Here is an 11,221-nt window from a genome sequence, read left to right as displayed (position 1 = left end):
GATAATATCGTTACAAAGCTCTACACACTCGTCGCAGACAAATACCGATGGACCCGCGATCAATTTTTTTACTTCATGCTGACTTTTACCGCAGAATGAACAGTAAAGTAATTTGTCGTCGTTTTTTTTGTCGTCGCTCATCGCTCTACTTTCCTAACGTTTGTGATTACTCAAGACTTTTCTGCAGGTCGGCTATTCATTACAGCATCAATTAAACCATATTCTGCTGCTTGTTCACCATTCATGAAATTGTCACGATCGGTATCACGTTCAATTTTCTCAATATCCTGACCAGTATGGTGCGCCATAATTCCATTCAATCGATCACGAATACTTAAAATCTCTTTGGCATGAATATCAATATCTGATGCCTGACCTTGGAAACCACCTAATGGCTGATGCACCATAATGCGCGAATTTGGCAAGGCAAAACGTTTACCTTTAGCGCCAGCGGTTAACAATAAAGCACCCATGCTGGCAGCCTGACCAATACACAATGTACTGACCTGCGGTTTGATAAATTGCATGGTGTCATAAATCGCCAAACCAGCGGTGACGGCTCCACCTGGTGAATTGATATACAGATGAATGTCTTTGTCAGGGTTTTCTGATTCCAGGAATAACATCTGGGCGACAATCAAATTCGCCATGTGGTCTTCCACCTGACCAACTAAAAAGATAATGCGCTCTTTCAGCAGGCGGGAATAAATATCGTATGAACGTTCACCACGTGAGGTTTGTTCAACAACGATTGGAACCAATGCATTTTGAACTGGATTGAGATGCTCAGAAAATATAGTGCTCATAGCGTTCCTGTTTTAATGCCAAATAAAAAATAGCCCATGCCCAAAAGTTTGAGCACGGGCTGTCTTTGTAAAAAACTTGCTAGTGCCTTTAGGCTATTGCATTCATCACTTCAGAGAATGAAGATGCTTTTTCTTCAACTTTAACATTATCGTAGATCCATTCAACAACAGTGTCTTCGACAACCATCATTTGAATTTCAGATAATTTATCCTGATTTGTCATGTAATAGTTCATCACATCTTCAGGGTCTTCATAGCTGGCAGCGATGGCTTCAATTGCTTCACGTACGCGTTTTTCTTCAGGTTGAATCTTATTGTCTGAAATAATCTTACCGATAAGTAAGCTCAGTTTGACACGTTTTTCAGCATTTTCTTTGAAGTTACTTAATTCAAAAGGTAAGCCTTCAACATTAACACCTTGATTACGCAAATTATTCTTTGCTTGTTCCATCAAGAAATTTGCTTCGCGTTCCACTGGGGCTTCCGGTAAAGCGATGTCATTATTTGCGGCAACGCTGTCCATTGCCTTACGTTTGTTGACATTTTTCAATGCGGCAGACAGTTCACGCTCCATATTGGAACGGACTTCTTTTTTCAATGCCGCCAATCCACCTTCAACACCACAAAGTTCGGCAAACTCTTTATCAAGTTTTGGTAATTTTTTCTTGGCAACCTGTTTCACTTTTACAGCAAAATCAGCTTTTTTGCCGCGTAAATGTTCAGCACGGTAATCATCAGGGAACGTCATTGAAACGGTCAGTTCCTGATCAGGTTTGACACCAATCAGTTGTTGTTCAAAATCTGGCAACATGCTGCCATTACCAATAACCACCAACACATCCTGACCTTTTCCACCCTGGAATTCTTCGCCATCGATGCTGCCAACAAAATCAATGGTTACACCATCTTCTTCTTTGGCTGCACGTTTCAGAGGTTCCCAGCTCATGCGTTGTTCACGCAAGGTTTCAAGCATTTTATCAACATCTTCTTCAGTTACTTCAGCAACTGTTTTTTCCAATTTAATATCAGCAAGTTTTACTTCGGCGAGTTCAGGAAAGATTTCATAATTCAGCGTGTAGACTAACGCTGATTTTTCTTCTTTCATGCTATCAATATGCGGAGGACTCGCAGGGTTCACTTTCTCTTGAGTGAATGCTTCACGCATGCTTTCCTGGACAATTTGATCAATCACTTCACGACGTGCTGAGGGACCATGCGTTTTAACCAGCATTTTCATCGGTACTTTGCCTGGACGAAAGCCAGCCATCCGAACCGATGGGCGGATAGATGCCAAACGTTGCTCAACAGCTTGTTCGATATTTGCATCTTCCACAGTGATGGTCATTTTACGACCTAGTTCGCTGACATTTTCTACAGTTACTTGCATTCTTTAAACCTCAAACACGGGGATTAAGCGCATTGCTGACGTCTTAACGCCAACAATTGTAAATGGTACGAGAGGAGAGACTCGAACTCTCACAGGTTACCCTACTGGAACCTAAATCCAGCGCGTCTACCAATTCCGCCACTCTCGCAAATCGTTATAGATATGCATACATATCTAATCAAGTCGGCCATTATAGCCAGATAAACTGACCAAAACTAGCCTTGTATCGTCAAAAATGCGAATGCCAAGGCTGCCTGCTGGCAAAACTGCCTAAAAGCAATAAGATCTTGCTGTTCCAATGCTCTTTTTGAAGCATGTCTGTCAGCTAAAAATAAGCCAAAGGGCTTGTTAGACCGTTTCAATGGCATTGCCAGCAGTGATTCAACCTCAAATACGCCGTCACTTTCCTGATGAATTTTTTTCAACAGGGCCGGTTGTGATTTATCCAGCATTGACGCATCTTCTGCTGACAGCAACTCTTTAAAAAGGCTGGTTTTTTCGTTATCTATGGTTATTTTAAATAACTCACAAAACTGTTCATTTTGATGTCCCATCGCATATCGACAATTGAGCTGGGATTTATCAGCCGATAAAACTGCAAACACCACCCTGTCCATACCAGCCCCGCGATAAATCCCCTCCATCACCATTTCGAGTATCTGATTGATGCTTCTGCGTTCCTGAATGGCTTGAGAAATATCTTGCAAGATACGTAATTGAATAGATTGATCGGGGGCAAAATAAAGGGTTGTATGTTCAGCCTCAGCTATTGGTTCGTTAAGCGTATCGTCTTGTAATTGAATGTCGTCAGGTAAGGGAATCAATCCCTGAGCACGCTCTATACCTGTCAGATTCAGCAATTGCTGTGCAGCCAAGGCGCTGTCAAAAACGGTAGCTTTCAGGCTTTCTGGATTACTGTGTGTCAGCTTAGCAGCTTGGTCAAACCATGGTGCAAGCTTGGTCATATCCCAGGACTTTCTGGTTTCAAAGGCGAGTTGTCCGGCATAACGAATGATTTGTACGGCTTCGGACTTATCATGGGAACGAAAGCTTTGCACCAGTAGATCATTTAATGACCAGGCTTCTGCCAGCCCCTGAGTAAGTTGCTGCAGGGAATAACCCAATGTTTCTATCTCAGCGGAAACTGTCGGTTCTGCTTGCTCATAAGCGCTAACCGTTTTTTCATCCGCAAATGCCCAGAAAGTTAGATAACCTAAACGCGACAGTAAAGCCGCAATGAAAATATCTTCGGGCAATTCCGAATGACATAACGTTGCCATATTCTGCGCCTGTACGGCGGCATGCAGTGATATCGCCATTTCTTTGAGCACTTTATCGTGGCGTTTGCTGGCTTTTAAAGAATCAATTAATACCAGTGTCAGCGCCAACACTTTGACCTGTTCAAAACCTAACAGCATCAGAGCGCGGGACACGGTATTAATATGATGTCCCTGAGGATTGTAATAAACACTGTTTGCCATTTTTAACAAACGGCCGGTTAATGCGGCATCACGCAAAATAACCTGCGCAACATCTACTGCCGCACTATCCTCCTGTTCGAGGATCTTGTTAATCTCCAGCATGGTGTTAGGAAACACCGGCATATGTTTATCCGTGAGTTGTCGGATAAAGCGTTGAGCAGCGACAGGCATCGGGGTCAGTGTCATTCAGTATCTTCTTTGACAATAATCTGATTGGCGATGCCATGCGGAACGTGACCGGTCGCAACATGATCTCTTGCCGAGATGCAATGACGCTCCTGATCATCAAAAAAGATATCGGCACCAAATGATTTCAGAAATGGCCCCTTCTCCATGCCGCCAAGGAAAATAGCTTCATCAATACGAATACCCCATTCGCGCAAAGTACGGATAACTCGCTCATGTGCCGGGGCTGAACGGGCAGTTACCAGTGCAGTACGAATCGGTGAACTGTTTTCCGGGTATTCGGTTTGGATTTGATTCAAGGCCATTAAAAAGTCTTTAAATGGTCCGCCTGATAATGCCTGTCTGGCAGTTTGCTGTTCGTTCTGAGTGAATGCTTCCAGCCCGCGTTCTTTATATATACGTTCGGATTCATCTGAAAATAAAACAGCATCTCCATCAAAGGCAATGCGAAGTTGGTCTGATTCAGAATTATTGCCCAGATTGGACGGCAATATAGTCGCAGCTGCAATACCCGCTTCAAGCGCCATCCGAACATCTTCCGGACTGGTTGATAAAAACAGGTTGGCGCTAAATGGGGCAACGTATCGATAAGGACTGCTGCCGGAAGTAAATACAGCGCGGATAATGCCTAACTTATGATGTTGGATAGAGTTAAACACTCGCAGCCCGGTGTCGGCACTGTTGCGTGATAACAAAATGATCTCAACCCGCGGCGTGTTGGGATTATTGTCATTTAACGCCAATAACTTTTTGACCAGGTTGAATGCGCCACCCGGCGATAAAGGCTCATCTTCATTTTCAATCTGAAACCGGCAATAGGCTTCGGTGCCCTGCTCTTCGTATATTCGGTGGCTTTCATCCAAATCAAATAAAGCACGTGATGAAATTGCCACCACCAATGGTTTTGTCGGCGTTTCCACGTTTACTCCCGGATTAGTGACTGAGCGTCAATACGAGCATTTTGTTTAATAACATTCCACATTTTCTCTCTGGATTCAGAGGGTAATTTTGGGCTATTAAATAGTCTTTGCATATCCTGTTCAAAACTATTCAGTACTGATACTGACGCTGGTTTGCCCTTGGGAAAATTACTGTCTGCGGTAAACACCACATGACAAAAAACCGGCATTTTGGGAATCAAAGAACGAATCGCCTGGCGTGCATGTTCAAGATGATGCAGTGGATTGGTAAATTTATAACTGCGGCCATCTACAATTTGAGTCCATTGTTCAATTTTCTCAGCACCGAATAAATGTCCATTTATCGGATAGTCACGCAATATCAAAATGCCTTGCTCCAACAGAAAAATCTTTTCAATTTCCAGTAAGCCACCTATACCATCCGGTAAGATCACATTTTTGAGTTCATCCTGCTTATGAGGTTTTAACACCTGTTCTATCTGGATCTGTGAATGACTTTTCCGAACAAAGCGTCGATAGAGTAACCAGACAATTAAGATTAAAACCAAGCTCAGCCCGCCGGCTAACTCTATAGAAAATTGTTCAAGCAACGAATACCACTCCTCAAGTTTTTAACTATTATACGGCGTTCAAGCTGGGCTATGTTCAATTGCCTTAGCACTTATTGGATCCTGATGAATAATAACTTCTGCTTCATCAAACAAGGCACTAACCGCTTGGCCTACCTGCTCAGTCACATCGTGTGCATGCTGCAGGGTAAACTCCGCATCCAGTTCCAGATGTAACTGAATAAAAACCGTGGTCCCTGAACGTCTTGTTCGCAAATCATGCATGCCTTTCACTTGCGGATGATTTAACACCAATTGGGTTATTTGTTGACGCTCTGCATCAGTGATTTCATGATCCATCAATAAATCCACGGCATCCCTAAGGATCTTCCATGCACTGAACAGCACGTAGACAGCAATAAATACCGCCATTAATGGATCAAACCAGACTAAACCAAACTGGGTCAACAGCAGTGCGATTATCACGCTGAAATTGACTAACAAATCGGACTGGTAATGCAACGAATCTGCCCGGATAGCCGAAGATTTGGTTTTTTTGATAACAAAACGCTGTAACAGCAATAATCCCACTGTTGCCAGCATGGAAAACACCATGACCGCAACGCCCAGTTCTATTCCAGCAGTCAGTGGTTGAGGATGAACCAGTCGACCACTCGCTTGAAATAACAACATGATCGCCGAACCAGCGATAAACATGGATTGGCCTACCGCCGCTAAAGGCTCAGCTTTGCCGTGGCCAAAGCGATGTTCCTTATCAGCGGGTTGTAATGCATGTCGAATTGCTAACAGGTTGATAAGTGATGCCAGTAAGTCGAGACTGGAATCAATCAGACTGGCCAGAATGCTGATGGAATCGGAGAGATACCACGCAATAAGCTTTGCAGTAATAAGCACAAAAGCCGTTAGTACAGAAGCATAGCTGGCTAAGCGCATTAGCGTTGCATTATCGAAGTGTTGAGACCGTAACATGTTCTCAGTATAGTGAGACGCAACCTTTGTGCAAAGCAGTAATAAACTGCTTTTAATACCCATATATTTCGCCTTTTCAGGATCTATCATGTCGATCAGCAACATCACCACTCAGCCATTTAATGATCAACGACCCGGCACATCGGGACTGCGCAAGCGAGTTCGTGTATTTCAACAGCCGCATTATCTGGAAAATTTTGTACAGGCCATGTTTGATGCCATTGGCGATACGCAAGATCAAACCCTGGTGATTGGTGGTGATGGCCGTTTTTACAATGACACGGCCATTCAGATCATTGTCAAAATGGCGGTGGTCAATGGCTTTAAACGATTGATTATCGGTCAACACGGCCTGCTTTCAACACCGGCGGCTTCGTGCGTTATTCGCAAATATCACGCATTTGGTGGGGTGATCCTGTCAGCCAGTCATAATCCGGCCGGACAAGATGGTGATTTTGGTATCAAATTCAATATCCGTAACGGTGGCCCTGCGCCGGAAAGCATTACCGAAGCTATCTTTCAACTCAGTCAAAAGATAACTTCCTATCGTATTGCTGACTGTGATGATATTTCCCTGTCAGAAATAGGCACTCAGTATTTGCAGGATATGCAGATCGATATCATCGATCCGGTTGCTGACTACGCAGAATTAATGGCGAATATTTTTGATTTTCCGGCAATTCGGGCACTACTTTGTAATGGCCGCTTTCAAATGCGTTTTGATGCAATGCATGCCATTACTGGACCTTATGCCAAAGAAATCCTCGAAAAACGTCTTGGCGCAGAAGTAGGAACAGTGATTAATGGTATTCCACAAGCTGACTTTGCCGGCGGACATCCCGACCCTAATCTCACCTATGCACCTGAACTAGTAGCTGAGTTATTCGCTGACAATGGGCCGGATTTCGGCGCTGCATCAGATGGCGATGGCGATCGGAATATGATCCTGGGCCATGGCATATTTGTAACACCTTCGGACAGTCTGGCTATCCTGGCGGCAAATGCCGAACTGATTCCGGCTTATCAGGAAGGTCTTAAAGGGATAGCCCGCTCGATGCCAACCAGTCAGGCAGCTGATCGGGTGGCAAAAGCATTAAATATCCCGATGCATGAAACCCCTACCGGCTGGAAATTCTTTGGCAATCTGCTTGATGCTGATATGGCTACCTTATGTGGGGAAGAAAGCTTTGGTACCGGATCCAATCATATCCGGGAAAAGGATGGTTTGTGGGCAGTTTTATTCTGGTTGAATATTCTTGCCGTCAGACAGCAATCGGTCAGTGATATCGTTCGTCAGCATTGGCAAAAATATGGTCGGAATTATTACACCCGGCATGATTACGAAGAGATCCCTACCGATAAAGCCAATCAATTAATCGAACGTCTGCAACAGCAGTTACCACAATTGGCAGGTCAGGAATTGAACGGGCATACAGTGGATTATGCGGATAATTTCAGTTATCACGATCCCATCGATAACAGTATTTCTGAAAAACAAGGTATTCGTATTGGCTTTACCGATGGTTGCCGTATTATCTTTCGACTTTCCGGCACCGGCACCCAAGGCGCTACATTAAGAGTGTATATCGAAGCCATTGAAGATAATCCGGATAAATTATTTGAAGACACGCAAACACGACTGGAAGATTTAATTGATCTGGCTGATGAGCTCGCTGGAATCCAGTCAATTACTGGTCGTACTGCACCTACTGTTATTACCTAGGTTATTTATGCAAAAAATAATATTAGGCTCCAGCTCGCCTTTTCGGGCTGAACTGCTGGCTAAATTACATTTGAACTTTACAACTGCTTCACCGGATATTGATGAAAGCCCGCAGAACGAAGAAAAACCTGAACAGCTGGTAAAACGTTTAGCGGAAGCCAAAGCCCGTAAAATTGCAGAGCAGCATCCAGACAGCCTGATTATTGGGTCTGATCAGGTTGCGGTTTTAAACGGTCACATAATGGGTAAACCCGGCAACCATGCCAAAGCCACTGAGCAGCTTTCGGCAGCCTCTGGGAACAAGGTTACCTTTATGACTGGCTTGGCTTTATATAACGCAGCAACTGGCAATATGCAGTCTTTGGTTGATTATTTTGAAGTGATTTTCAGGCCACTTTCTGCAGCACAAATTGATTTTTATTTACAGACCGAACAACCCTATCAATGTGCCGGGAGTTTTAAATCTGAAGGCTTTGGAATCAGTTTATTTCAAGAGCTGCGTGGTCAGGATCCCAATAGCTTGATTGGATTACCACTGATTCGTTTGATTGAACTGCTGGCCAACGAAGGCATTGATGTGTTGGCGCAGCAGTCCGGTTAAATCAATTTATTGTTGTTGGCTTTTTTGCATATTTTCCATGGCGGCGGCTTGAGCTGCCATGTTGTTCATCGCCTGCCCCATCAATTGACGAGCAGCTTTGGAACGTAAAGTTCTGGCCATTCCTTCGGTCAGTCCCGGATTGACGTTGTTATCAGTGAGTAATTGTTTTAACTCATCTAACTTAGGCTCACAGGATTGCAGAATATCATCGGCATTCTGCGTGGCATCCTGACCGCTTTTATTAGCATTTAACCGTGATTCCATCATGCATTTGTTGTAAGCGGTAATATTGTTGGTCATTTCATTAATGGCTTCTTGCGGCATATCCCCAGGAGTCAACATAGACTCTTCGGCCATTACTGCTGAACATAAGATAGCCAGCGAACCAGCAGCCAGATAGTGCTTAATCATTTCATCCTCTCCAGATATTTATAGTTTTTTGGTGCCATGCTGAGACCATGTGCAATGGGCAAATTATCCCATTCAGTGCGAATAGGCTACAATTTGTCACCACATTAAATTCAGTGACCACTTTTGTGAGCCTGATTTCTCAAACTTATAACGCACTTCCCAGATGAACAATACACAAGATATACGCTTTCAACAGTTGCAACAATGGTTGCAGAGCTTTGTGACTGATCAAAATTATTCGTTAACACCTGCTTCCAGCGATGCCAGCTTTCGTCGTTATTTCAGACTGGAACAACTAGGTGGCAGCTATATCATCATGGATTCGCCACCGGAACATGAAGATAATCACGCATTCATCAAAGTCGCGAGATTACTCGAGCAATACGGGTTAAATGTCCCGCATATCTATCAACAGGATTTGCAACGTGGTTTTTTAATTCTCAGTGATCTGGGCAGTGTTCCTTATCTTTCCATGTTATCGGCAACAACAGCTGATGAACTGTATAAAAATGCCATCAACAGCCTGATAACCCTGCAGAAAATTCCCTGTGAAAATCAGCCGTTACCTAAATATGATTCCGCATTATTACAGCGCGAGATGCAGTTGTTTGGTGAATGGTTTTTACAAAAACATTTACAGTTAACACCGCCAGACTGGTTAACCGCTACCTATGATTTGTTAATCGACAATGCCTTATCTCAACCCCAGGTTCTGGTACATCGGGACTTTCATTCACGTAACCTGATGTATTTGCCAGGACAAGCACCGGGTGTGATTGATTTTCAGGATGCCGTGATAGGCGCCATTAGCTATGATTTAGTGTCATTACTACGTGATGTTTATATTCAGTGGTCGCCGTCCCAACAAAAACAGTGGGTTGAATACTATATTGAGCAGGCACAACAACATGGATTGTTATCTGCAGAGCAAGCTGAACATTTCCCTCGCTGGTTTGATTTAATGGGGCTACAACGCCACCTGAAAATACTGGGAATATTCTGCCGCTTAAACTATCGTGACAATAAACCTAATTATATGAATAATTTAGCGCTCACTTTAAACTATGTTTATCAGGTTTGTGAGCAATATCCAGAGCTACAAAACCTCTATCAATATCTTATTGAACAACCCAAAATTGTGGCCATAAAATGAAAGTAATGATATTGGCTGCGGGTCGCGGTGAGCGCCTCAGACCACTTACCGATCACACCCCAAAACCTTTGTTGCATGCAGGTCCAAAACGCTTAATTGAATATCTGATTGAAAAACTGGTCGACGCCGGACTCAAAGATATTGTGATCAACCATGCCCATCTTGGTGAACAATTTGAGCCGCTGTTAGGCAATGGTCAGCGGTATCAAGCCAACTTTCAATATTCAGCAGAAGTTACTGGCGGCCTGGAAACCGCTGGAGGAATTATTCAGGCTTTACCATTGTTAGGTAATGAGCCATTTCTGGTGGTGAATGGCGATATTTGGACAGATTTCCCGTTTGCTGACGTGGCGGAGCTTAGTTTGGCAAACCAGCAACTATGTCATCTGATTATGGTGAATAATCCATCCCATAATCCTGCTGGGGATTTTTATCTTGATGCCGATGGTTTGTTAACCACCGAAGGTGAACCGAAACTGACATTTAGTGGTATTGGAATTTACCGGCCAGAAATGTTTGCCGGTCATCAAGTCACTAAACTTCCGTTGAAACCATTACTGGTAGAAGCAATGAGCCATAAACAAGTGACTGGACAACATTATCAGGGACAGTGGTCAGATATTGGAACCGTCGAGCGCTTAACCGCACTGGCTAAGCAACTCGACGTTTAACGGCAACTTAGGCGCAGAGAAATTCCAACAAGGCTTTTTGCGCATGCAGTCGGTTTTCAGCTTCATCCCAAACCACACTTTGCTGACCATCAATCACATCGGCAGTAACTTCCTCGCCACGATGCGCCGGCAGACAATGCATGAATAAGGCATCTTTAGCAGCCTGTTGCATAATTTTATTATCAACCTGAAACGCTGCAAAAGCAGCTTCACGCTTACGTTGCTCTTCTTCCTGGCCCATACTGGCCCAGACATCAGTAACCACTAAATCAGCAAGCTCTGCAGCCTGCATCGCATCATTAAACAGATGAATTGGCGCATCAACCGCCTTGACGATAGAAGCC

Annotated in this window: 12 protein-coding genes, 1 tRNA gene and 1 pseudogene; 4 read left to right on the top strand and 10 right to left on the bottom strand. The window is 43.9% G+C overall.

Annotation, left to right across the window (positions count from 1 at the left end; genetic code table 11):
• The 8 genes from Q7V21_RS08190 to Q7V21_RS08155 all read right to left on the bottom strand — a co-directional run.
• Positions 1 to 141: ClpX C4-type zinc finger protein (locus Q7V21_RS08190; RefSeq protein ID WP_304916819.1), on the bottom strand; the 141-nt coding region annotated here is incomplete at its 3' end.
• 29 nt (positions 142 to 170) lie between these two features.
• Positions 171 to 806 carry an ATP-dependent Clp endopeptidase proteolytic subunit ClpP gene (clpP, locus tag Q7V21_RS08185; RefSeq protein ID WP_304916818.1) on the bottom strand — a complete coding sequence of 212 codons (636 nt, stop codon included), beginning with the start codon at positions 804 to 806 and terminating at the stop codon, positions 171 to 173.
• Between the two features lie 88 nt (positions 807 to 894).
• Positions 895 to 2,193, bottom strand: a complete 1,299-nt coding sequence (tig, locus tag Q7V21_RS08180) for a trigger factor (protein ID WP_304916817.1) — start codon at positions 2,191 to 2,193, stop codon at positions 895 to 897.
• A 63-nt stretch (positions 2,194 to 2,256) separates the two neighbouring features.
• Positions 2,257 to 2,341 (bottom strand) — tRNA-Leu (locus Q7V21_RS08175).
• Between the two features lie 67 nt (positions 2,342 to 2,408).
• Complete coding sequence (locus tag Q7V21_RS08170; protein ID WP_304916816.1) at positions 2,409 to 3,860, bottom strand: HDOD domain-containing protein; 1,452 nt, start codon at positions 3,858 to 3,860, stop codon at positions 2,409 to 2,411.
• Positions 3,857 to 4,780, bottom strand: a complete 924-nt coding sequence (locus tag Q7V21_RS08165; protein ID WP_304916815.1) for a 5'-nucleotidase — start codon at positions 4,778 to 4,780, stop codon at positions 3,857 to 3,859. Before Q7V21_RS08165 ends, Q7V21_RS08170 begins: the two co-directional genes overlap by 4 nt.
• A 2-nt stretch (positions 4,781 to 4,782) precedes the next feature.
• A complete protein-coding gene (locus Q7V21_RS08160) occupies positions 4,783 to 5,370 on the bottom strand; it encodes a nuclease-related domain-containing protein (RefSeq protein ID WP_304916814.1) in 588 nt (195 codons plus the stop codon).
• A 39-nt stretch (positions 5,371 to 5,409) separates the two neighbouring features.
• Complete coding sequence (locus tag Q7V21_RS08155) at positions 5,410 to 6,282, bottom strand: cation diffusion facilitator family transporter (RefSeq protein ID WP_304916813.1); 873 nt, start codon at positions 6,280 to 6,282, stop codon at positions 5,410 to 5,412.
• Positions 6,283 to 6,406: 124 nt separating this feature from the next.
• Between Q7V21_RS08155 and Q7V21_RS08150 the strand changes: the two genes are divergently transcribed.
• Together Q7V21_RS08150 and Q7V21_RS08145 are read left to right on the top strand one after the other, a co-directional pair.
• Positions 6,407 to 8,041: an alpha-D-glucose phosphate-specific phosphoglucomutase gene (locus Q7V21_RS08150; protein ID WP_304916812.1), complete on the top strand. Its 1,635-nt coding sequence runs from the start codon at positions 6,407 to 6,409 to the stop codon at positions 8,039 to 8,041.
• A 7-nt stretch (positions 8,042 to 8,048) separates the two neighbouring features.
• Positions 8,049 to 8,642, top strand: a complete 594-nt coding sequence (locus Q7V21_RS08145) for a nucleoside triphosphate pyrophosphatase (protein ID WP_304916811.1) — start codon at positions 8,049 to 8,051, stop codon at positions 8,640 to 8,642.
• Between the two features lie 6 nt (positions 8,643 to 8,648).
• Here the strand turns inward: Q7V21_RS08145 and Q7V21_RS08140 are convergent, their stop codons facing one another.
• Positions 8,649 to 9,053: a hypothetical protein gene (locus tag Q7V21_RS08140; RefSeq protein ID WP_304916810.1), complete on the bottom strand. Its 405-nt coding sequence runs from the start codon at positions 9,051 to 9,053 to the stop codon at positions 8,649 to 8,651.
• Between the two features lie 163 nt (positions 9,054 to 9,216).
• Between Q7V21_RS08140 and Q7V21_RS08135 the strand changes: the two genes are divergently transcribed.
• On the top strand, positions 9,217 to 10,206 hold the full coding sequence (locus tag Q7V21_RS08135) for an aminoglycoside phosphotransferase family protein (RefSeq protein WP_304916809.1): 990 nt from the start codon (positions 9,217 to 9,219) through the stop codon (positions 10,204 to 10,206).
• The gene (gene murU / locus Q7V21_RS08130; RefSeq protein WP_304916808.1) at positions 10,203 to 10,877 is read left to right on the top strand and encodes an N-acetylmuramate alpha-1-phosphate uridylyltransferase MurU; all 675 of its coding nucleotides are present in this window, start codon (positions 10,203 to 10,205) and stop codon (positions 10,875 to 10,877) included. The genes Q7V21_RS08135 and murU overlap by 4 nt, the downstream gene beginning before the upstream one ends.
• 7 nt (positions 10,878 to 10,884) lie before the next feature.
• On the opposite strand, the pseudogene Q7V21_RS08125 reads toward murU, so the two are convergent.
• Positions 10,885 to 11,221, bottom strand: a pseudogene (locus Q7V21_RS08125) (ornithine carbamoyltransferase); the annotation flags it as partial.

This window comes from Methylophaga sp., assembly GCF_030651745.1.
The sequence above is the reverse complement of the archived record's forward strand: the minus strand, read 5'-3'. Positions and strand labels throughout refer to the sequence as shown.

Excerpts from the sequence above, each read along its gene's own strand:
- murU (WP_304916808.1), top strand. The coding sequence starts at position 10,203 with ATGAAAGTAATGATATTGGCTGCGGGTCGCGGTGAGCGCCTCAGACCA.
- Q7V21_RS08140 (WP_304916810.1), bottom strand. The coding sequence starts at position 9,053 with ATGATTAAGCACTATCTGGCTGCTGGTTCGCTGGCTATCTTATGTTCA.
- Q7V21_RS08155 (WP_304916813.1), bottom strand. The coding sequence starts at position 6,282 with ATGCGCTTAGCCAGCTATGCTTCTGTACTAACGGCTTTTGTGCTTATT.
- Q7V21_RS08150 (WP_304916812.1), top strand. The coding sequence starts at position 6,407 with ATGTCGATCAGCAACATCACCACTCAGCCATTTAATGATCAACGACCC.
- Q7V21_RS08135 (WP_304916809.1), top strand. The coding sequence starts at position 9,217 with ATGAACAATACACAAGATATACGCTTTCAACAGTTGCAACAATGGTTG.
- Q7V21_RS08170 (WP_304916816.1), bottom strand. The coding sequence starts at position 3,860 with ATGACACTGACCCCGATGCCTGTCGCTGCTCAACGCTTTATCCGACAA.
- tig (WP_304916817.1), bottom strand. The coding sequence starts at position 2,193 with ATGCAAGTAACTGTAGAAAATGTCAGCGAACTAGGTCGTAAAATGACC.
- clpP (WP_304916818.1), bottom strand. The coding sequence starts at position 806 with ATGAGCACTATATTTTCTGAGCATCTCAATCCAGTTCAAAATGCATTG.
- Q7V21_RS08145 (WP_304916811.1), top strand. The coding sequence starts at position 8,049 with ATGCAAAAAATAATATTAGGCTCCAGCTCGCCTTTTCGGGCTGAACTG.